The organism is Microbacterium sp. NPDC056234 (genome assembly GCF_042267585.1).
GTDB lineage: Bacteria > Actinomycetota > Actinomycetes > Actinomycetales > Microbacteriaceae > Microbacterium.
Map to the genome: position 1 here is coordinate 94,704 of NZ_JBHJTE010000003.1, position 21,888 is coordinate 116,591.

General features: G+C 68.2%; 18 protein-coding genes. 4 read left to right on the forward strand and 14 right to left on the reverse strand.

What is annotated here, in order from left to right:
* Positions 1-16: 16 nt before the first annotated feature.
* The 5 genes from ACFCYE_RS09875 to ACFCYE_RS09895 all read right to left on the reverse strand — a co-directional run bounded on the left by ACFCYE_RS09875 (position 17) and on the right by ACFCYE_RS09895 (position 9,137).
* Positions 17-3,514: a DNA-directed RNA polymerase subunit beta gene (locus ACFCYE_RS09875; protein ID WP_376178333.1), complete on the reverse strand. Its 3,498-nt coding sequence runs from the start codon at positions 3,512-3,514 to the stop codon at positions 17-19.
* A gap of 209 nt (positions 3,515-3,723) precedes the next feature.
* On the reverse strand, positions 3,724-5,418 hold the full coding sequence (locus tag ACFCYE_RS09880) for an ABC transporter ATP-binding protein (RefSeq protein ID WP_376178335.1): 1,695 nt from the start codon (positions 5,416-5,418) through the stop codon (positions 3,724-3,726).
* A 5-nt stretch (positions 5,419-5,423) separates the two neighbouring features.
* Positions 5,424-6,374, reverse strand: a complete 951-nt coding sequence (locus tag ACFCYE_RS09885; RefSeq protein WP_376178336.1) for an ABC transporter permease — start codon at positions 6,372-6,374, stop codon at positions 5,424-5,426.
* Positions 6,371-7,375, reverse strand: a complete 1,005-nt coding sequence (locus tag ACFCYE_RS09890) for an ABC transporter permease (protein ID WP_376178338.1) — start codon at positions 7,373-7,375, stop codon at positions 6,371-6,373. The genes ACFCYE_RS09885 and ACFCYE_RS09890 overlap by 4 nt, the downstream gene beginning before the upstream one ends.
* 88 nt (positions 7,376-7,463) lie before the next feature.
* Positions 7,464-9,137, reverse strand: a complete 1,674-nt coding sequence (locus ACFCYE_RS09895) for an ABC transporter substrate-binding protein (RefSeq protein WP_376178340.1) — start codon at positions 9,135-9,137, stop codon at positions 7,464-7,466.
* Positions 9,138-9,323: 186 nt separating this feature from the next.
* On the opposite strand from ACFCYE_RS09895, the gene ACFCYE_RS09900 reads away from it, so the two are divergent.
* Positions 9,324-10,211, forward strand: a complete 888-nt coding sequence (locus ACFCYE_RS09900; protein ID WP_376178342.1) for a TIGR01777 family oxidoreductase — start codon at positions 9,324-9,326, stop codon at positions 10,209-10,211.
* Here ACFCYE_RS09900 and ACFCYE_RS09905 read toward each other — a convergent pair.
* Genes ACFCYE_RS09905 through ACFCYE_RS09920 form a run of 4 tightly spaced genes read right to left on the reverse strand, consistent with a single transcriptional unit; the run spans position 10,201 to position 14,791 of the window.
* Entirely contained in the window at positions 10,201-11,667 is a 1,467-nt protein-coding gene (locus ACFCYE_RS09905; RefSeq protein ID WP_376178343.1) for a glycoside hydrolase family 3 protein, read from the reverse strand. The genes ACFCYE_RS09900 and ACFCYE_RS09905 overlap by 11 nt on opposite strands.
* On the reverse strand, positions 11,664-12,497 hold the full coding sequence (locus ACFCYE_RS09910) for a carbohydrate ABC transporter permease (RefSeq protein WP_376178345.1): 834 nt from the start codon (positions 12,495-12,497) through the stop codon (positions 11,664-11,666). The genes ACFCYE_RS09905 and ACFCYE_RS09910 overlap by 4 nt, the downstream gene beginning before the upstream one ends.
* Complete coding sequence (locus tag ACFCYE_RS09915; protein ID WP_376178347.1) at positions 12,494-13,471, reverse strand: carbohydrate ABC transporter permease; 978 nt, start codon at positions 13,469-13,471, stop codon at positions 12,494-12,496. Before ACFCYE_RS09915 ends, ACFCYE_RS09910 begins: the two co-directional genes overlap by 4 nt.
* 24 nt (positions 13,472-13,495) lie before the next feature.
* Positions 13,496-14,791, reverse strand: a complete 1,296-nt coding sequence (locus ACFCYE_RS09920) for a sugar ABC transporter substrate-binding protein (protein WP_376178349.1) — start codon at positions 14,789-14,791, stop codon at positions 13,496-13,498.
* A 137-nt stretch (positions 14,792-14,928) separates the two neighbouring features.
* Between ACFCYE_RS09920 and ACFCYE_RS09925 the strand changes: the two genes are divergently transcribed.
* The 3 genes from ACFCYE_RS09925 (at position 14,929) to ACFCYE_RS09935 (ending at position 16,956) form a co-directional block, all read left to right on the forward strand.
* A complete protein-coding gene (locus ACFCYE_RS09925; RefSeq protein ID WP_376178351.1) occupies positions 14,929-15,789 on the forward strand; it encodes a spermidine synthase in 861 nt (286 codons plus the stop codon).
* A gap of 103 nt (positions 15,790-15,892) precedes the next feature.
* A complete protein-coding gene (locus tag ACFCYE_RS09930; RefSeq protein ID WP_376178353.1) occupies positions 15,893-16,420 on the forward strand; it encodes a hypothetical protein in 528 nt (175 codons plus the stop codon).
* Between the two features lie 47 nt (positions 16,421-16,467).
* The gene (locus tag ACFCYE_RS09935; protein WP_376178354.1) at positions 16,468-16,956 is read left to right on the forward strand and encodes a SprT-like domain-containing protein; all 489 of its coding nucleotides are present in this window, start codon (positions 16,468-16,470) and stop codon (positions 16,954-16,956) included.
* A 7-nt stretch (positions 16,957-16,963) separates the two neighbouring features.
* On the opposite strand, the gene ACFCYE_RS09940 is transcribed toward ACFCYE_RS09935, so the two are convergent.
* The 5 genes from ACFCYE_RS09940 to ACFCYE_RS09960 form a co-directional block, all read right to left on the reverse strand.
* Positions 16,964-17,620, reverse strand: a complete 657-nt coding sequence (locus ACFCYE_RS09940; protein ID WP_376178355.1) for a 2-phosphosulfolactate phosphatase — start codon at positions 17,618-17,620, stop codon at positions 16,964-16,966.
* A gap of 108 nt (positions 17,621-17,728) precedes the next feature.
* A complete protein-coding gene (locus ACFCYE_RS09945; protein ID WP_376178357.1) occupies positions 17,729-19,183 on the reverse strand; it encodes an FtsX-like permease family protein in 1,455 nt (484 codons plus the stop codon).
* Positions 19,180-19,941 (reverse strand): ABC transporter ATP-binding protein, encoded by a 762-nt coding sequence (locus ACFCYE_RS09950; protein ID WP_376178358.1) that lies wholly within the window; start codon positions 19,939-19,941, stop codon positions 19,180-19,182. Before ACFCYE_RS09950 ends, ACFCYE_RS09945 begins: the two co-directional genes overlap by 4 nt.
* A gap of 82 nt (positions 19,942-20,023) precedes the next feature.
* Positions 20,024-20,659: a response regulator gene (locus ACFCYE_RS09955; protein WP_376178360.1), complete on the reverse strand. Its 636-nt coding sequence runs from the start codon at positions 20,657-20,659 to the stop codon at positions 20,024-20,026.
* Positions 20,656-21,888, reverse strand: coding sequence for a histidine kinase (locus ACFCYE_RS09960; RefSeq protein WP_376178361.1), 1,233 nt, complete (start codon positions 21,886-21,888; stop codon positions 20,656-20,658). Before ACFCYE_RS09960 ends, ACFCYE_RS09955 begins: the two co-directional genes overlap by 4 nt.

Consider the following 21,888-nt stretch of genomic DNA (forward strand, 5'->3'; position numbering starts at 1 on the left):
AGGTGATCCGACGAGATCAGATCTCGTCGATCGAAGCGGACTCGAAGCGGCTGGAGATGTTGATTCCCAGCTCCTCTGCTGCGCGGAAGGCCTCGTCGTCGGTGTCGCGGAGGTTGACCGCCGTGCCGTCTGCCGAGAGGACCTCGACGTTCAGGCAGAGCGACTGCATCTCCTTCATGAGCACCTTGAACGACTCCGGAATGCCCGGCTCCTGGATGTTCTCGCCCTTGACGATGGCCTCGTACACCTTGACGCGGCCGAGGATGTCGTCGGACTTGATCGTGAGGAGCTCCTGCAGTGCGTAGGCGGCGCCATAGGCCTCGAGGGCCCACACCTCCATCTCACCGAAGCGCTGTCCACCGAACTGCGCCTTACCACCGAGCGGCTGCTGGGTGATCATCGAGTACGGACCGGTCGAACGCGCGTGGATCTTGTCGTCGACGAGGTGGTGGAGCTTCAGGATGTACATGTAGCCCACCGAGATCGGCATCGGGAAAGGCTCACCCGAGCGACCGTCGAACAGCTGCGTCTTACCGGAGCGGTCGATCAGGCGGACACCGTCGCGCGTCGGCAGCGTCGAGTCGAGCAGACCAGCGATCTCCTGCTCTTCGGCACCATCGAACACCGGGGTGGCGACCTTCGTACCGGGGGCCGCCTCGAAGGCGTCCTTCGGCAGGTTGACAGCCCACTCCGGAGTGCCCTCGACCTTCCAGCCCTGCTTGGCGATCCACCCGAGGTGGGTCTCCAGCACCTGGCCGAAGTTCATTCGACCCGGGATTCCGAGCGGGTTCAGGACGATGTCGACCGGGGTTCCGTCCGAAAGGAACGGCATGTCCTCGATCGGGAGGATCTTCGCGATGACACCCTTGTTGCCGTGGCGGCCGGCGAGCTTGTCGCCCTCGGTGATCTTGCGCTTCTGGGCGATGTAGACCACGACGCGGCGGTTGACGCCGGAGCCGAGCTCGTCATCGCCGTCCTCGGCGTTGAACTCCTTGACCGCGATGATCGTGCCCTGCTCACCGTGAGGCACCTTCAGCGACGTGTCGCGGACCTCGCGGCTCTTCTCGTTGAAGATCGCGCGGAGCAGGCGCTCCTCGGCGCTCAGCTCGGTCTCGCCCTTCGGCGTGACCTTGCCGACCAGGATGTCGCCGGGGCGGACCTCGGCACCGATGCGGATGATGCCGCGCTCGTCCAGGTCCTTCAGCAGTTCGGGGCTGACGTTGGGGAGGTCACGGGTGATCTCCTCCTTGCCGAGCTTCGTGTCGCGCGAGTCGACCTCGTACTCCTCGATGTGGATCGACGAGAGGGTGTCGTCCTTCACCAGATCCTGGCTCAGGATGATGGCGTCCTCGAAGTTGTAGCCCTCCCACGTCATGAACGCGACGAGGAGGTTCTTTCCGAGGGCCAGCTCGCCGTTCTCGGTCGCGGGACCATCGGCGATGACCTCGCCCTTCTCCACGCGCTCACCGGCGGAGACGACGACCTTCTGGTTGTACGACGTGCCCTGGTTGGAGCGGTCGAACTTGCGCAGGTAGTACTCCTGCGTCCCGCCCTCGTCGAGCATGACGACGACGCGGTCCGCGGAGACCTCGGTGACCACACCGGCCTTCTCGGCGGTGAGGACGTCACCGGCATCGATGGCCGCGAAGCCCTCCATACCGGTTCCGACCAGCGGGGAGTCGCTGCGCAGCAGCGGCACAGCCTGACGCTGCATGTTGGCGCCCATGAGCGCGCGCTGAGCGTCATCGTGCTCGAGGAACGGCACGAGGGAGGTCGCGACCGACACCATCTGGCGCGGCGAGACGTCCATGAAGCCGATCTCCTCGGGGTGGAACAGGTCCACCTCACCATCGCGACCACGACGGGCGAGAACGCGCTCGTCGGCGAAGTGGCCATCCTTCTTCAGGATCGCGTTCGCCTGAGCGACGACGTGCTCGGCCTCTTCGGATGCCGTGAGGTACACGATCTCCTCGGTCACGCGACCGGCGACGACCTTGCGGTACGGGGTCTCGATGAAGCCGAACGAGTTGATGCGCGCGAAGGTCGCCAGCGAGCCGATCAGACCGATGTTCGGGCCTTCAGGGGTCTCGATGGGGCACATGCGGCCGTAGTGCGACGGGTGGACGTCACGGACCTCGACACCGGCGCGGTCACGCGAGAGACCACCGGGGCCCAGCGCCGAGAGGCGGCGCTTGTGGGTCAGACCCGCGAGCGGGTTGTTCTGGTCCATGAACTGCGACAGCTGCGAGGTTCCGAAGAACTCCTTGATCGCGGCGACGACGGGGCGCACGTTGATCAGCGTCTGCGGCGTGATGGCCTCGATGTCCTGCGTGGTCATGCGCTCGCGGACGACGCGCTCCATGCGGGACAGACCCGTGCGGACCTGGTTCTGGATCAGCTCGCCGACCGCGCGGATGCGGCGGTTGCCGAAGTTGTCGATGTCGTCCGTGGCCAGACGGATCTCGGCCTTCTTGCCGGCGCGGGTGCCCTCGAAGGACTCGTCGCCGCGGTGCAGGCGGACGAGGTACTTGATGGTCGCGACGATGTCGTCGACGGTCAGGACCGACTCGTTCAGCGCGGCATCCAGACCGAGCTTCTGGTTGATCTTGTACCGACCGACCTTCGCCAGGTCGTAGCGCTTGGCGTTGAAGTAGAAGTTGTCCAGCAGCGCGCGGGCGGCCTCGGCGGCGACCTGCTCGCCCGGACGCAGCTTGCGGTAGATGTCGCGCAGCGCGTCTTCCTTGGTGAGGATCGTGTCCTTGGCCAGGGTCTCCTCGATGGAGGGGAAGCCGGCGAACTCGGCGAGGATGTCCTCGCTCGACAGGCCGAGGGCCTTGAGGAACACGGTGACGGACTGCTTGCGCTTGCGGTCGATGCGCACGCCGACCTGGTCGCGCTTGTCGATCTCGAACTCGAGCCATGCGCCGCGGCTGGGGATGACGCGCGCGGAGACGATGTCCTTGTCACTGGTCTTGTCGGGCGTCTTGTCGAAGTAGACACCGGGCGAGCGGACCAGCTGCGAGACGACGACGCGCTCGGTGCCGTTGATGATGAACGTTCCCTTGCCGGTCTGCAGCGGGAAGTCGCCCATGAAGACCGTCTGAGTCTTGATCTCACCGGTCTGGTGGTTCATGAACTCGGCCTCGACGTACAGCGGGGCTGCATACGTCTTGCCGCGCTCCTTGCACTCGTCGATCGAGTACTTCTCGGGCTCGAGGTACGGGTTCGTGAAGCTCAGCTGCATGGTCTCGCTGAGGTCTTCGATCGGAGAGATCTCCTCGAAGATCTCCTCGAGTCCGGAGACCTCGTTGACGTCCTTGCGGCCGGCCTCGCGGGCCTCGGCGACGCGCGCCTTCCAGGCCTCGTTGCCGACAAGCCAGTCGAACGACTCGGTCTGCAGCGCAAGAAGGTCAGGGACCGTCAGCGTGTCGGAGATCTTCGCGAACGAGAGGCGGGATGCTCCGCGTCCGTTCTTGGTGGTGGTGGATGTGGATGCGTTGCGAGCAGCAGCCAAGGGAATAACCTCCGTGAGCCCCGCAGGGCTTCTCGATTCCTTTGTCGTCAGGTGGAGTGCGTTCGAGAGCTCAACATCTGCCGACCACCATATGAGGGCAGGGAGATACGAACGCAAAGATCAACTATACGTCGGATTTCGCGACATGTCCAGTCGGTCCTTGACCAATTTCGGATGCTGCGGTAAAAGCCCGCAGCATCCGAGCCTGGTCAGGACGCGATGTTCAGTTCGTTTCCCGGAATCGACGCGAGCAACCGCCGCGTGTACGGGTCGCGCGGGTTGGTGAAGATCTCCTCAGAGCTCGCGGCCTCGACCAGCGCACCGTCCTTCATGACGCAGACGTAGTCGCTGATCAATCGGACGACGGCGAGATCGTGCGAGATGAACAGATAGCTCAGGCCGTACTCCCGCTGCAGGTCGCCCAGCAGCGTCAGGATCTGGTCCTGCACCAGCACGTCCAGCGCGGACACCGGCTCATCGCACACGACGAGGTCCGGGGACAGCGCGAGGGCACGGGCGATCGCGACGCGCTGGCGCTGCCCCCCTGACAGCTCGGACGGATACCGCCGCAGCATCGACTGCGGCAGCGCGACGTCGTCGAGGAGCTTTCGCACCCTGGCCCGGCGCTCGGCGCGACTGCCGCGCTTGTAGACGTCCAGCGGCTCCCCGATCAGCCGCTCGATCGTGAACATCGGGTTCAGACTCGAGTACGGATCCTGGAAGATCGGCTGCACGCGCTGACGGAAAGAGCGGGCTTCTGCACGGTCCATGCTCGCGATGTCCTTGCCGTCGAAGCGGATCACGCCGCTGGTCGGCTCGACGACTTTGAGCAGCATCCGCGCCGTCGTGGTCTTTCCGGACCCCGACTCCCCCACGATCGCGACCGTCTCACCCCGGGGGATCGCGAGGGAGACGTCGTTCACGGCGACGAAATCCTCCCGTCGCCCTCGGACCGGGTACACCTTGGTCAGGTTCTCGATCTCGACGATGTGGTCGGGCGCGACCGCCGCCGCACCGCCGTCGAGAACGCGTTCCGGCTCGCCCTCGGCTCGCTCGCTGACGGAGGCGGGCGCTGCCTGCGGGATCAACCGCACCGCGGCGACCGACGGCGCGGCCTTCACGAGCGACCGGGTGTACGGATGCTGCGGATTCTCGAGGATCTGCATCGCCGGGCCCTGCTCGACGACCTTCCCCCTGTGCATCACCATCACCCGCTCGGCGCGCTCCGCTGCGAGGCCGAGATCGTGCGTGATCAGCAGCACGGCTGTGCCGAGCTCACGGGTCATCGCCCCGATCTGGTCGAGGATCGTCTGCTGCACCGTCACGTCCAGAGCACTCGTCGGCTCGTCCGCGATCAGCAGGCGCGGCTTGCACGCGAGTCCGATCGCGATCAGCGCGCGCTGACGCATGCCGCCCGAGAACTCGTGCGGGTACTGCTTCGCGCGCCGCTCCGGGTCGGGGAGACCCGCGGCCGCGAGCGCCTCGACGACCTTGGCCGACACGTTCTGCCGGTTGGCCAGGCCATGCGCGAGCAGCGTCTCGGCGACCTGAGTGCCGATCTTGGCCACCGGATTGAGGTTCGACATCGGATCCTGCGGCACGAGCCCGATGTGCCGGCCGCGGATGGCGCGCATCTCGTGCTCCGGCGCATGGGCGATCTCGCGCCCGTCCAGGCGGATGCTCCCCTCGGTGACGCGCCCGCCGCCGGCGAGCAGGCGGATGATCGCCATCGCCGTCGTCGACTTGCCGGAACCGGACTCGCCGACGATCGCGACCGTCTGTCCGGCGGCGATCTCGAGGTCCACGCCTTCGACGGCGTGCACGACCCCGTCCATCGTGGTGAAGTCGACGGTGAGGCCCTCGACCTGCAGCAGCGGCTGCGCGTTCATGTTCGTGTCCTTCATGGCACTCACCGTGCCCTCGTCCTCGGGTCCATCGCCTCGCGCAGCGCCTCGCCGAAGAGCGTGAAGCCGAGCGCGGTGACAGCGATGCAGATACCGGGCAGGAACGCCAGCCACGGGGCGATCGCGAGTTCGGCCTGCGCGTATGTCAGCATCCGGCCCCATTCAGCCGTCTCCGGCCGCCCACCGCCGAGGCCGAGGAACGACAGCGCGGCCGCGTCGATGACCGCCGTGGCCAGCGTGAGAGTCCCCTGCACGATGACAGGACCGATCGCGTTCGGGAGCACGTGCGACATCGTGATCGAGCCGCGACCCAGCCCGAGCGTCTGCGCGGAGAGCACGTAGTCGCTGGAGCGCTGCTGCAGCATCGACGCCCGGAGCAGCCGGGCGAAGATCGGCACCTGCGACGCACCGATCGCGATCATCACCGCGTAGGGCGTCTGCCCCAGGATCGCAGCGATCGAGACGGCGAGCAGCAGGTTCGGCACGGAGAGGATGATGTCCACGATGCGCATGATCAGCGTGTCCACCCAGCCGCCGAACGTACCCGCGACGAGTCCGAGGATCATGCCGCCGACGAGTCCGAGCGCCGTCGAGATGATGCCGACCATCAGAGACGCCTGCGCACCCCAGATCAGCTTGGACAGCACGTCGCCGCCGAACCGGTCCAGCCCCAGCGGGAACTCCGGCAGCTCCCCCGGCCCCGGGATGTGCGTCGGCGTGATGTACTTCGCGCCGGGAAGCGCCGTCTCGGGGTACGGCGCCAGGATCGGTGCGAGCGCGGCGACGAGCAGGAAGAGCAGCACGATGGCCGCGCCGATCCAGGCGGTGGGGTTGCGCCGGAGCCTGCGGAAGACGTCCTGCCAGAACCCGCCGCTGCTCTTCAGCCCCTCCTGGGCGACGGCGACGGTGTCGATCAGTCCGGCGCCCTGCGCCGGGGGAAGGATGGGCGAAGTCATTGGACCCTCACTCTCGGGTCGATCACGCTGTAGGAGACATCCACCGCGAGGTTGATCAGCGCATAGGCGATCGCGATGAAGATGATGAAGCCCTGCAGCACGGGGAAGTCGCGCGTGAAGATCGCCCTCGCCAGGAACGAACCGATCCCTGGGAAGGCGAACACGGTCTCGGTCAGGACGGCACCGGAGATCAGCAGACCGGCCTGCAGTCCGATCGTGGTGATCACCGGCAGCATGGCGTTGCGCAGGATGAATCTGTTGCGCAGGATGCCCGGGGCCACGCCCTTGGCACGTCCCGTCCGCACGTAGTCGGCGTTCTGCACCTCCAGGACGCTGGCCCGTGTGATGCGCACGATGATCGCGAGCGGGATCGTCCCGAGCGCCAGCGCGGGAAGGATCAGGTGGAGGATGGCGTCCCACGAGGCATCCAGCTCGCCGGTGATGATGCCGTCCCACACGTAGAAGCCGGTGGGGTGCGTCGCGTCTATTCGCGGGTTCTGCCTGCCGTCCGCCGGCAGCCAGCCCAGCTGGACCGCGAAGATGTACTTCAGGATGAAGGCCAGGAAGAACACCGGGATGGTGATGCCGACAAGACTCAGGACGACCGAGGCGTGGTCGGTGAGCTTGCCGTGGCGGCGGGCGGCCCAGTAGCCGAGCGGGATGCCGATGCCGATCGCGATGATCAACGCAGCGATGGACAGCTCGATGGTCGCCGGGAAGCGCCGCAGGAACTCCTCGGTGACAGGGCGGTTCGTCTGGATCGAGGTTCCGAAGTCACCCTGCAGGAGACGGCCGATCCAGGTGAAGTACTGCTGGATCAGTGGCTCGTTGAACCCGTAGAGCTCGTTGACGCGTTCGATCGCCTCCGGCGTCGCCTTCTCGCCGAGGAGGGCGACCGCTGGGCCGCCGGGAAGGGCCCTGACCCAGGCGAAGAGCAGGATGCTCAGCCCGAACAGGGTGGGAATGAGTAGCAGCAGTCGCCTGCCGATGGTGCGCAGCACGGATAGGTCTCCGATTTCCGGGTGCGCCGGGTTCCCGCCCGCCCCCTTCGATTAACTCAGGGAGCAGACGGGTACCCGGCGCAGAGTGTCACTCGGTCAGGACGATGTCCGTGAAGACCTCGTCGTTCACCGGGCTGGCCGGATAGCTCTCGACACGAGAGTCGAACGCCAGGGTCGGAGCCGGGTGCGCGAGCGGGACACCGGGGATGAACTGCGCCACATCCTCGTTGATCTCCTCGTACAGCGGCGTCTGCTCCTCGAGGTTCGAGACGCCACGGGCCTCGGCGAGCTTCTGGAACAGCTCCGGGTTGTCGAAGCCCCACTCCGAGCTCTGCGCGCCGAAGAAGACGCCGACGAAGTTGTCGGTGTCGTTGTAGTCGCCGGTCCATCCCAGCAGGTGGATGCCGTGATCGGCCGTTCCCGTGGTGCGATCGAGGTATTCGACCCACTCCTCCGACACGGGGGTGGTCTCGACGCCGACCTCAGCGAGCTGGGACGACAGCACCGTGAAGATCTGCTCGGGGTCCGGCATGTACGGACGCGAGACGTTGACCGGGTAGTTGAAGGTCAGCTTCAGCGGGTTCGCCTCGGTGTAGCCGGCCTCCTCCAGCATCGTCTTGGCCATGTCGGGGTCGTAGTCGTACGTCGTGACGTCCGCGTTGTAGCCGTTGACGGTGTCCGGCATGAACTGGGTCGCCTTCTCGGTGCCGTCCGGGAGCACCTGCGTGATCAGGGCGTCCTTGTCGATCGCGTGGGACAGCGCCTGACGGACCTTGATGTCCTGCAGTTCCGGGATGGCCTGGTTGAACGCCAGGTACAGGATCGTGAACGGCGGACGGGACACCATCGTGAAGTCCTTCTCCTCGAGGGCGGCCGTGTCGGCGGGGCCGACCAGGTCGTAGCCGTCGATGTCGCCGGCCTCGAGCGACTGGCGCCGGGCGGTCGGGTCGTCGATCGTGCGGAAGATGATCTCCTCGATCTGACCGGGCTCGCCCCAGTAGTCCTCGTACGCGGTCAGCGTGACCTGCTCACCCGGAGCCCACTCATCGAACTGGAACGGACCGGTGCCGGCCGGATGCCCCATGGCGTACTCCGACATCTGCGGGGCTTCGGCCGAACCGCCGACCTCGTCAGCGCCGAACTCCGCCATCGCGGTCGGGCTCTGCATGGAGAACGCCGGCAGCGACAGTGCGGGGATGAAACCGGCGAACGGCTTGTTCAGCATGATCGTCGCGGTGTACTCGTCATCGGCTGAGCAGGACTTGTAGACCGCATTCTCCGGTGCGGAGGCGTATCCCTTGAAGAGCTTGTTGTAGTAGTACCCGAACGCCTCGCTGGCGGCGAGTCCGGTCCAGTTGTACCAGCGGTCGAAGTTGGCGCACACGGCCTCTGCGTTGAAGGGGGTGCCGTCGTGGAAGGTCACGCCTTCCTTGAGGGTGAAGGTGTGCGACATGCCGTCTTCTGCCGAGTCCCACTCCTCGGCGAGCAGCGGTGCCGGGTCGGCCGTGCCGGGTTCCGTTCCGACGAGACCCTCGAAGATCTGCCGGGAGACGCGGAAGGTCTCGCCGTCCTGCGCGAAGGCGGGGTCGAGGCTGGCCGGGTCGGAGGATGCCGCGAAGATGAAGGTCGAATCGACCTCCGCCGATCCTTCGCCGGTGTCGTCGCCGCGTTCGCTGGCCACGCAGCCCGCGAGCAGCAGTGCCGCGACTGCCGTGCCGGTGACGGCGAGGATTCCCCGCCGTCGCAGAGGTGTCTGGTGCATGGGTGATGCCTTCCCTGTATAGCGCTTCGTTGCGCGCACCGGGAGCGTCGTCACTCCCGGATACGGTGATCCTTCGACGCTACCCAGCCCGCACGAGGAATCCAATCCCACACGCATTGCGATCGGGTATCGGCTGTGTAACAGGTGCAACACACCACCCGAGCGAACGGCAGGTATGTTCGAGCCATGCGGATCCTCCTCACCGGCGCATCGGGTCTGATCGGCTCGGCCACGGCCTCGCTCGCCCGCGATGCGCATGAGGTGCGCACCCTCGTGCGGCGGGACCTGGTCGACGAGGCCGAGCACCGCTGGGATCCCTCATCCGGCGCGGCTCCGGCGGAGCCGATCGCGTGGGCGGATGCCGTCATCAGCCTTTCGGGGGCGAGCCTGTCGCACCTGCCGTGGACCGCCCGCTACCGCGCGGAGATCCTCAGCAGCAGGGTCGACGCGACCTCCGCCCTCGCCGATGCGATCGCCGAGTCGGAGGACCCGCCGGCGGCGTGGGTATCGGCATCCGCCGTGGGGATCTACGGCGACCGCCCCGGGGAGGAGCTCGACGAGGATGCCGGTCGTGGAGCGGGATTCCTCGCCGACGTCGTCACGGCCTGGGAGGGGGCGACCACCCCGGCGCAGGCGCGCACGCGGGTCGTGCACGCGCGGACGGGCCTGGTGCTCGCCGCGGGCGGTGCGCTCGCACCGCTCATGCTGGCCACCCGCGCCGGTCTGGGTTCGACGATCGGCACCGGCGCGCAGCACTGGCCCTGGATCGCGCTCGAGGACGAGGCGCGCGCGCTGCTGCACCTCGCGACCGCCTCGAATCTCGCAGGCCCCGTGAACCTCGTCGCTCCGACGCCGGCCACGTCGCGGGAGATCACCGCGACGCTCGCCAGGACCCTGCACCGTCCGCACGTGCTGCGGCTGCCCGCCTTCGCGCTGCGGGCCGGGATGGGCCTGGCCGCCGAGGAGCTGCTGCTGGCCGATCAGCGCGCGACGCCCGCTCGGCTGCTCCAGGACGGGTTCGCGTTCCACCGCACCGCAGCGGATGCCGCGATCGCCGCCGCGCTCAGCGGGTGAGGAGCTCTCGAGCGACCTCGGCGGAGATCCGACTCGCGGCCCCGGCGTCGACGACCGGCAACGGCAGTTCGCCCTGAACGGGCAGACCCACGTTGACGACGATCGCGTCGGCACGCCGGGCGGCGACGTGCTCCACGAGTGTGCGCTGCGCAAGTTCGACCTCCGGCCGATCAACGAGCAGCACGACCCGACCTCCGTGGGCGGACGCGTCCTCGAGCGCGGCATCCCGCTCGGCATCCGAGGCCCGCTCGACATCCAGCCGCACGCGGAAACCGTCGCCGGCCAGCGCCGCGGCGACGTAGCCCGCGGCGCTGTCGACCGCGAGCGTCGACCGCCGGCGCGCATCGATGACCGCTACGGCGGATGCCGGGGCACCCTGATCGCCGGTCACGCGCAGCGCACGGCGCACGATCCCGATCGCATCGTAGGGCTCGGCGGTCTCCGGCGTCGCAGCGCGCAGCTTCGCGGAGAGCGCGAGGACGCGGTCCCTGGCCTGTTCGACACGCTCCCGCGGGAGCGACCCGTCGCGCAGAGCTGCCACGATCGCCTCGCGGGCGGTGAAGAAGTCGCGTTCGTCCTGGTCGGAGAGCGCCGCGGCACCCGGGTTCGTCGGATTGCCGATGCACAGCAGATCGGCGCCGGCCGCGAGCGCCTGCACCGCTCCCCCGCCGATCCCGACGCTCTCGCGGACGGCCGCCATGTCCAGGGCATCCGTGATGATCACGCCGTCGAAGCCGAGCGCACGCAGCTTTCCGAGCACGAGCGGGTTCAGCGTCGCGGGCTTCTCGCCCCACGCCGGAACGACGATGTGCGCGGTCATGATCGTGTCGACGCCGGCGGCGATCGCGGCGCGGAAGGGCTCGAGGTGCACGTCTTCGATCACTGCCGTATCGAGCGTGATCTCCGGCAGCGCGTGGTGCGAATCCAGATGCGTGTCGCCGTGTCCGGGGAAGTGCTTGACGCACGCCGCCACGCCGCCCGATTGGATGCCGTCGACGGTCGCCGCGACGTGGCGGGCCACGAGCGCCGCGTCGGCGCCGAAGGCCCGCACGCCGATCACGGGGTTGCGAGGATCGGTGTTGACGTCGGCCACAGGGCCGAGGATGACGTCGACGCCGGCGGCGCGTGCGCGCCTGGCCAGTTCTGCGCCTGTCGCACGGCTCGCCGCGACGTCATCGACGCGACCGAGCTGGGCGGCGCCGGGGAGAGTGGAACCCGTCGCGGCTTCGAGGCGGGTGACGCTGCCGCCCTCCTCGTCGATGCCGATGAGGGCGTCAGGAGCCGCCTCGCGCAGCGCGGTGCTGAGCTCGGGCAGGTTCTCGGAGATGTTCTGCCCGAAGTAGACCACGCCCGCGAGACCGTCGCGCAGCTCCGCGAGCAGCCACTCGGGCGCCCTCGTGCCGAGGAAGCCGGGCCAGAGAACGGAGTTGGCGAGTCGGGTGAGCTCGTCGCTCATCCCTTCACCGCTCCGGACACGAGGCCGGCGGACAGACGCCGCTGGACGATGACGAAGAAGATCATGACCGGGATCGTGATGATCGTCGAGGCCGCCATGATGCTGCCCCAGTCGTTCGAGTGCAGACCGAAGAAGGACTTCAGACCGATCGCGACGGTGTACTGGTCGGTCGCGCCGCCCAGCATCGTCATGGCGAAGATGAACTCGTTCCACGCCGTGATGAAGCTGAACACGCTCGTCGCGACGAGTCCCGGCATCACGAGCGGCAGCAGCACGGAACGGAACATCCGCCACCAGCTCGCGCCGTCGATGTAGGCCGCTTCCTCGAGCTCCACCGGCACCGCAGCGACGAACCCGCGCAGCATCCAGATGCCGAACGCGAGGGAGAGCGCGATGTAGACGATGACGAGTCCGAGGAGGGTGTTCAGCAGACCGAAGCTCTTCACCTGAAGGAACAGCGGGATCACGAGCGCCTCGAGCGGCACCATCTGCACGACCAGGATCATCATGAGGATCGTGGTGCGGAACTTGAAGCGGAATCGGGCGACGGCCACGGCGGCGAGAAGGCACACCAGGGCGCTGATCAGCACGGTCGCGATCGCGACGATCGCGGAGTTGCGCAGGTACACCCCGAAGCCGCCGTCGGTGAGGACGTAGGCGAAGTTGTCCCAGGTGAACTCCTGCGGGAGGAACGACTGCCCACCGCTGGATGCCTTGGCGTCGAAGGCGCTGGAGATCATCCAGTACACCGGGAACAGGGTGAAGATCAGCAATGCGGCGATCGCGACGCCGATGCCGATGCGGGAGAGGACGGACGGACGGGTGCTCACAGTTCGTCCTCCTTCATGAGCGAGCGGATGTACACGATCGTGATGCCGATCAGCACGAGGGTCAGCAGCACGGCGAGCGCAGCGCCGAAGCCGTAACGGTTCTGTCCGAACGATTCGACGTACGACCACACTCCGAGGTTGAGCACGGTGCGGTTGGATCCGGATCCGCCGGGCATCAGGTAGACCTGCGCGAAGACCTTGAAGTCCCAGATCGTGGACAGGATGATCACCACGGAGAAGACCGGACGCAGCGTCGGGAAGATGATCTGCCAGAAGCGGCGCCAGGCGCCTGCGCCGTCGAGGGCCGCCGCTTCCAGCATCTCCTTGGAGACACCGAGGAGTCCGGCCAGCACCGTGACGGCGACGAACGGGAAGCCGTGGTGCACGACGTTCAGCAGCACGATGGCGTAGAACGACCACTGGTTCGTGAACCAGTTGACCGGGCCGTCGATGAGGCCCAGGTCCAGAAGCATGGCGTTGAAGATGCCCTTGTCGGCATCGAAGATGAAGGTCCAGACGTACGTTCCGGTCACGGCGGGCATCGCCCACGCGATCATGATGCAGCTGGAGACGATGGTGCGCCAGAGTGTGCCGAGGCGGGCCAGCAGAAGGGCGACGAGCGTGCCGAGGGCGACGGTGGTGAACACGGCGACGGCAGCGAAACCGACCGTGTTCGGAAGGACGACGCTCCACAGCGTGGAGTTCGTCAGGGCCTCGATGTAGTTGTCGAACCCGATGAAGTTCGGCTCACCGGTGTTGATCTCGCGAAGGCCGTAGTCCTGCAGCGAGTACAGGAACACCTGCACCAGCGGCCAGAGCATCAGTCCGGCCAGGATGATCAACCCGGGCGCCAGCAGCACCCACGGTCGCGCTTTCGCCCAGGTGAGGACTCGGCTCTTTCGGCCGCCGGCCACGGAGGCGGGGGTGTGCCCCGCCTCCGTGGTGGTCGGCACTGGTGCTTGCACCATCGACATGAAGGAATACGTCCTTAGTTGCTATTACTGGTTGAGCAGTTCGGTCATCTCGGCCGCGGCATCCTTCGCCGCGGTCTCGACGTCCTTCTGTCCGCTGAGGATCGACTGCATCATCGCGTTGGTGGTCTTCTTCGCCTGGACGGCGCCGAAGTTCGGCGTCACCGGCACGGATGCGCCGCCTTCGACCATCTGCTCGGCGAACGGAGCGACCAGCGGGTCGGTCGAGGCGAGAGCCTCCTCCATCGCGGACTGGACGCCGGGGAAGTAGCCGGTCTCGTCGGCCCACTGCTCGGCGAACTCACCGGTGGTCATGAGCTCGACCAGCTGCCACGCCAGGTCGGCGTTCTCGGTCGTGTTGAAGACCGACAGGTGCGATCCGCCCAGGACCGAGGGCGCGATGCCGCCGTCCTTGCCGGGGATGACCGCCGCGCCGAGCTTGCCCTCGAGGTCGGGGTTGGCCTCGAGGATGGCGTTCGGGGTCCACGAGCCCGAGAGCATCATGGCGACGTTGCCGGCGACGAACGCGTCACGCAGGTCCGTCTCCTTCCACGTCGTGGCGCCCGCGGACGAGAACGCGTGCTTCGTGGCCAGGTCCGTGTAGAACTGGATGCCCTCCTGGGACTCGGCGCTGTCCAGCTCACTGGTCCAGGTGTCGCCGTCGAGCGTGGCGATCTCACCGTCTGCGCCCCAGACCCAGGGGTAGACCTGGAACTCGGCGTCACCGGGAACCGGGAACGGCATGATCTCCGGGTGCGCGGCCTTGATCGCCTCGCCGGCGGTGATGATGTCATCCCACGTCTTCGGGGCCTCGAGTCCGAGCTCCTCGAAGATGTCGGCGCGGTAGATGATCGAGCGGACACCGGCGTACCAGGGCATGCCGTACAGCTCGTCGTCGTACGTGCCTGCGACCTCGAGGCCCTCGACGAGGTCGTCGCGCAGGCCGTCCTCGGCGTCGACGTACTCGTCGATCGGCAGCAGAGCGCCGGCGTCGGCGAACTCGGCCGTCCAGGTGGTGCCCGTCTCGGCGATGTCGGGGGTGGTGCCACCGGCGATCGACGTCACGAAGCGGTCGTGCGCGTCGGCCCACTGGACCTCTTCGAACTCGACGGTCGCGCCGGTCTCATCCTTGAACTCCGCGGCGACCCCATCGAGGAACGCGGTGGAATCCGGGTTCGTGCCCTGCATGATCCAGACGGTGAGGGTCTTGCCCTCGCCGTCGGCGCTGCCACCGCCGCCATTGCCGCTGTCGCCGGAGCAGGCCGCCAGGCCCAGCGTCGCCGTGACGCCCAGCGCCACGACGGGAAGAATGCGCTTCTTCATCGGGTGAATCTCCTCATTGAAAACTTCCTCGCCACGCCGGGATGCATGTCGATCAGGAAAAAGTATTCACGACTAACAAACTCCCTGCAACTTCTCGCCGAGATCGTCATAGAGACGTAACACGTACGCTGGGACACATGGGACGGTCGCGCGCACGGGATGTGGAGCATCCGACGGCGCGCCTCGACCACGGCGGGATCGCCACGATCGAGCCCAGTGAGTTCACCAGCGGATTCGAACTCATCGTCGACGGGACGCCGCAATCGCACGTCGATCTGGACGACCCGACGCACCTGCATTTCGAGTACATCGTGCGCATGGGCGCCGTGATCGATCAGCTCCCCGGTTCGGCGCTGACGGCTGTGCACCTGGGCGCTGGTGCGCTGACGATACCGCGTTACATCGAGGCAACGCGGCCAGGGTCGCGACAGCAGGTGATCGAGCTCGAAGCACCGCTGGCCGCTCTGGTCCGTGAACGCCTCCCGCTCCCCCGGGGCGCCTCGATCCGCATCCGGATCGGCGATGCGCGCGACGGGGCGAAGCGCCTGCCGCCCGCTCTGACCGGAGCCTGCGACCTGGTCGTCTCCGACGTCTACTCCGGTGCGCAGACACCGGCGCACCTGACGAGCGTCGAGTTCTACCGCGAACTGTCGACCCTGCTGGCGCCGGCCGGTGTCCTGCTCGTGAACGTGGCGGACGGCCCAGGGCTCGCGTTCGCGCGGCGGCAGGTCGCCACGATCGCTGCTGTCCTGCCGGAAGTGGCGCTCCTCGCCGACACCCAGGTGCTCAAGGGACGCCGGTTCGGGAACCTGGTGATCGCGGCATCCGCTGCCCGTCTGCCGACGGAATGGCTGCCGAGGATGCTGGCGGCCGGCCCGCATCCGGCCAAGATCGCGCAGGGCGCAGAGGTGTCGGCGTTCGCACAGGGTGCCCGGATCGTCACGGATGCCGATGCGACCGCGTCCCCGAAGCCGGACGCGTCCATCTTCCTGCGCTGATCCGCCCCGATCGGGTTCCGATCTGAGCATCCGGGGCGTGCCGCCTCGCCGGTATCGCGACCTCCGGGCAGACTGGATGGCGGCGCTGCGGAAGGGAGATCACATGAGTTACATCCGGGGTTATGACTCCGACACCCTTCGGGAACTGGTCGATGAGACCGAGTGCGCACGCCGGCTCGCGGAGATCGAATCGCAACGGAGTCTGCCGGCGATGCTGGAGCGGGTCTGGCTGCTGAAAGTGCTCGATCGCCTGGACGAATCACTCTCCCTGGCGGACGAGACCGTGCGTCAGGCGCGTATGGCCGGCACCCGCAAGGATGTGCTGCGAGCCCGAGTGCTCCACGCCACGGTCCTGCAGTACCGCGGGGCGCACGCCGCTGCGGATCAGGAGCTGGCGACCTGCGCGGATGAGGCCGAGGGCCAGCGCTGGGCGTCGATCGCGGCGTTCGCCCATCAGCACCGGGGCAAGAATGCGCTCGATGCCGGCGACTTCGAGCAGGCCAAGGAGAGCTTCAAGCGATCGTTGTTCCTGCGCCGTGAGACCGGAGCCGAGGATCGCGATCTGGAGACCGTGCTGCTCGCCATCGAGACGGTCGAGCGACGTCGCGTGGAGTCCCCGGTCGCGATCTGACGCGTTGCGCCCACGCCGATGTCGGCGGGGTGATCTAGCCTGATCGTATGGCCGAATTGGACCGTGTGCGCATCTGGGGCGAGGCGCTGATCCGAATGCATCTGGATGAGAGCTGGACGTTCGGATTCGACAATGCCAAGCGCCGTGCAGGGCAGTGCGACTACCGCACCAAGCGCATCTCGGTATCGCGCTACCTCGCGGCCCGCTTCGACGACGACGAAGTCCATCAGGTGCTGCTGCACGAGGTCGCGCACGCTCTCGCAGGCCACCAGGCCGGTCACGGCGCCGGATGGCAGCGCGTCGCACGCGAGCTGGGCTACGTCGGCGGCACCACGCATCACGGCGAGACGGCCACCGAGCTGGCCCCCTGGGTCGGACGCTGCCCTGCCGGACACGTGACCTACCGGCATCGCCGCCCGTCCCGTGCCACGAGCTGCGCGAAGTGCTCGCGCAGCTACGACCCGCGGTTCCAGTTCGAATGGACGCGCCGCGAGATCACGGCGGCGACGAAGCTCGCCGCGCAGACGCCGCGCTGACGCGCCTTCAGACGAACGGGACGAACCCGCCGTCGCGGAGCACAGGGACGACGTCGGTCGCGTCGATCTCGGCGGCCTGCTGCGTGGTCGTCGGTGTGAGCCCGGATGCTGCAATACGCGCCGTGACGGCGACGCCGTCCGTCAGCTCCCGCCCCGAGCCCGATGCCGCCAACAGGTGGCGCAGGGCGCGGCGCAGTCCTCGGGCCGACTCGCAGGCCGCGGCGGCCTCGGGCGACGTGTGATCGATGCCGAGGTCGCTGAGTGCGGCGATGATCGCGCCGGCGCCGAGATGATCCTCGACGGCGAAGCGCAGACCGCCATCCGATGCGCGCTCCCCCGCCGCGATCACCGCGACGGACGTGCGCCGCTGTCGGCGATCCTGAAGTGCGGCCACGGCGCGCGCCACAGCCGAGGCGTTGCGCAGACAGCCGATCAGCACTGTCTCGGCGCCCGCAGCCCTTGTCACTGCTGCGCCGTTGGCCGACCAGCCGATCGCCGTCTCGAGATCGACGGACTCTCCGGCCGCCACGGTGTCCGTGACCGTGGACGAGAAGCGCAGCACGTCGACCACCACGACGACATCCGCCGGAGCCAGCCGCTCGAGACCGGCGACTCCCCACTCGAGGCGGACCTGATACGTGGACTGGTCGAACGGCTGAGGCATCCCTCCAGCCTATGCGCGCCGCGAGACGTACTCTGCGGGATGAGACCGACCTGGGCAGGCCGCGTCTCACGCTGCAGAGCACGTCTCGCGGAGGGGTGAACGGGCGCCTCACTCGACGGCGAGCGCCTCCACCGGCGCGACACGCGTCGCGAGGCGCGTGGGTGTCGCTGCGGCCACGAGTGTGAGGACGGCGGTCGCGACGACGATCACGACCAGCGGGATCCACGGCACCGCAGGAGCGACGAGACCGGCCGTTCCGAAGTCGGGCGGCATCCGCACCGAAGCAAGGAGCGACTGCGCGGCGATCCAGCCGTACAGCACACCGAGCACCAGCCCCGTCAGCGTCGCCGTGATCGTGATGTGCGCGGCCTCGAGCAGGATCATCCGCCGCACCTGTCGGTTCGACAGTCCGATCGCCCGCAGCAGGCCCAACTCACGTCGGCGCTGCACGACGCCGATCGTCAGCAGGTTCACCAGCCCGACGGCGGCGATGACCGCCGAGATGCCCACCAGCACCATCATGACGGCGGCGAAGCTGTCCATGATGATCGTGAACTGGGCGTCCAGTGCGCCGCCGGCGGCCTTGATCAGCAGTGCCTTCACCGATTCCAGCGCCACGGCGAACATCGTCACCAGGGTGACCCCCATCACGACGCCGATCGACATGCGGCTGGATCGCTCCGGGTAGCGCAGCGCGTTCTCGGCGGCGAGCCGCGCCGTGGCCGACTCGCCGAACAGACGACCGACCACGCGCAGCAGCGGCGGCATGAACAGCACGGCGCCCAGTGACAGCCCGGTGAACGACAGCAGCCCGCCGAAGAAGGCGATGACCACGCCGAGCGGACTCACCAGGCCCACCAGGACGCCGAAGACGAGGAGCGCGACGCCGACGATCAGCAGGATCAGGGCGCCGACGTGGCGCGCAGGGCGTGCCGCGGCATCCTCATGGGTCCGCTCGATCGAGCCGCCGATCGCCTGCAGCGGCGTCACGGACAGCACGCGCCGCGAACCTGCCCACGCAGCCGCCCACGTCGTGAGCGCGACTCCGACGGCCGGCACGATGATCGCGTACTGGGCGAGGGAGAACTCCGGCAGAGCCCCGAGCAGGCGGTCGGCGACGACGAGTCCGAGCACGCACACCAGCATCCCGGCAGCGAGCCCGATCACGGCGCCGATGACGCCGACGATGAGTCCCTGCCTGGCGACCTCGGCGCGCTGCGAACGCGCCGAGGCGCCGATCAGCCGCATGAGCGCGATCCGGCGGGTGCGTCCGGCGATGATCGTCGAGAACGTGTTGGCCGTCACGATGGCGGCGACGTAGAGCGCGACACCGATCAGCAGGACCGTGAGGATCGCGACCACGACGGCGAGCGTGCCGCTGTCTCCGATGTACGGGTCCGCCTTCAGCATGACGCCGATGTAGGCGGTGGCTTCCACCAGGACGACGCCGAACGCCGAGGCGAGGCCGGCGACCAGGACGCTTGCCCCCATCCCCCTGTCGCGCAGCCAGGCCAGGCGAGGGCCGGTCCTCGCCGTGTCGGCGATCGCGACGGCGGCGCTCATGCCGCCACCTCGGCGGCCAGCATGTAGGCCGCGATCTGCTCGGCGCTCTGGCGGGGGTGATCGGCGACGATCCGGCCGTCCCCGAGGTAGAGCACGCGGTCGGCGTGGCTGGCCGCGATCGCGTCGTGCGTCACCATCGCGATCGACTGTCCGTGCTCGCGGCTCGCGTCCGAGAGCAGCTGCAGCACCTCGCGCCCGGTCCTGGAGTCGAGGTTGCCGGTCGGCTCGTCGGCGAAGACGAGGTCCGGAGCGGTGGCGAGCGCTCGCGCGATCGCGACGCGCTGCTGCTGGCCACCGGAGAGCTCGTGCGGTCGGTGGCGCAGGCGCGAGCCGAGTCCGAGCGTCTGGACCAGCCCGTCGATACGAGCGCGCTCGATCGCGCTCGGGCGCCGACCGTCGAGTTCGAACGGCAGCATGATGTTGCCGATCGCGTCGAGCGTCGGGACGAGGTTGAAGGCCTGGAAGATGAAGCCCACGCGACGGCGGCGCAGGATCGTCAGCTCGAGGTCGCCGAGTCCCGTGATCTCGGTGTCGCCGATCCACGCGCGCCCCTCGGTCGGGGCGTCGAGTCCGGCCATGATGTGCATCAGGGTCGACTTGCCCGAACCAGAGGGCCCCATGATGGCCGTGAACTGGCCACGGCGGATTCCGACGCTCACGTTGTCGAGCGCGTGGACCGCGGCGTCGCCGGATCCGTAGGACTTCTTCAGATGCTGGACGCGGGCGGCGAGCCCCAGGTCGGTGGTCGTGATCTCCATGCCTTCGACGCTATTTCCGCCGGCACGTCGGAAGCATCGCCCACCAGGATCATCCTCCGTACATCGGGAGGATGATCTGGGCTCAGTTGAGTCCGTGCTCGAAGGCGAACACGACCAGCTGCACGCGGTCACGGAGGCCGAGCTTGGTGAGGATGCGGCTGATGTGCGTTTTCACGGTCGCCTCGCTGAGGAACTCGCGCGCCGCGATCTCGGCGTTGGACAGTCCGCGGGCGGCGAGCGCGAAGATCTCGCGCTCGCGGTCGGTCAGCCCGCCGTACGATGCCGGGACGGGCTTGGTCTCGTCGGCGAAGTGCGCGAACAGGTCGCGCGTGGCGGATGCCGCGATCACACTGGATCCGGCGTGCACGGTCCGGATCGCCGCGAGCAGGAACTCCGGATCGGCGTCCTTGAGCAGGAACCCGCTGGCGCCCTGTCGGATCGCGCGAGCGGCGGCCTCGTCGAGGTCGAAGGTCGTGAGCATGACGACCTTGGGCGGGTCCGGCTGGGCGAGCAGCTCGCCCGTGGCCGTGAGACCGTCCATCACCGGCATCCGGATGTCCATCAGGACCACGTCCGGGCGGGTCGAGGCGATGACGGCCAGCGCCTCCCGTCCGTCTCCGGCTTCGCCTGCCACCTCGAGGTCGGGCTGCGAGTCGATGAGCATGCGGATCCCTGCGCGGAACAGCGACTGATCGTCGACCAGCACGACGCGGATCATGCGTCCCCTCCCCCGGCGGCGGATCCGCCCATCCCATCCTGCCCTTCGTGGTCCGCATCGATCGGCAAGCGCGCCCGGACGACGAACTGTCCGCCCTCTCGTTCGGCGCGCAGGACGCCGCCGACCAACTGGGCGCGCTCACGCATCCCGATGATCCCGTGCCCGCCGCCGGGACCCGGCGGCGACGACTCGTCGACGAGGTTCGCGACGGTGACATCGACGAACGCCGGATGCCAGGCCAGATGGATCTCTACCGACTGCCGGTCGCCGTGGCGCAGCGCATTGGTCAACGCCTCCTGGAGGATCCGGTACACCGCGAGTTGGAGCCCGCCCGGTATGTCGCCCGGCGGCATCGGGTCGACCGTCACGCGCGGCTCGATGCCCGCCTGTCGCACCTGGGCGAACAGTGTCTCGAGGTCCGCGAGCGTGGGTTGAGGGCCGTCGCCCTGCCGGTGGCGCAGTTGGGTGAGCAGCATCCGGACGTCCGACAGGGCGCCACGGGCGGTCTGCGCGATCGTGGTGAGCGCCGCGGGTGCGGCATCCGGGTCCACCGCCGACGCGTACCGGGCGCCGTCTGCCTGCGCGATCACGACGGCGAGCGAGTGCGCGACGATATCGTGCATGTCGCGGGCGATGCGCACGCGCTCCTGCTCCTCCGCCGTGGCCGCTTCGGCCCGCATCTGCGCCGCACGGATGCGACGGGACCGCAGCACCATGCGCCAGCCGAACCCGGCGACCCACGCGAACCCCAGCGCGAGCACCGATGCCAGCACGAGCAGCGTCGCCGCAGCGAAGGTGATGCCGAACCCGCCGTATGAGGCACCGTTGAAGAACGAGATGTAGAGCCCTGCGACGACGGCGCCGGCACCGGCGGAGATGAGCCCGGCCCACATGACGCGCCGCGAACCCCAGGCCGCCGTGGCGTACAGCACCATGAGGATCGCGATGTTGAACGGCAGCGGCGACAGCCCCGCGACCATCTGCACGATCGCACCGACCCACGCCGCAGCGAGCGCGATGCCCGGCGCGAGGCGCCCGATCGCCACCGCGCCGCACTGGATCAGTCCGGCGATCACCATCGCGGCGATGCCGGCGGCTTCGGATATGCCGATGAAGCTCAGCGTCCCCGGCCCGTAGAACGCCAACGACATCGGCATCAGGGTCACGAACAGCAGCGCGGCCCCGGCGATGTCGAGGACGAGTGCGGTGCGGGACAGCGGACGGATCAC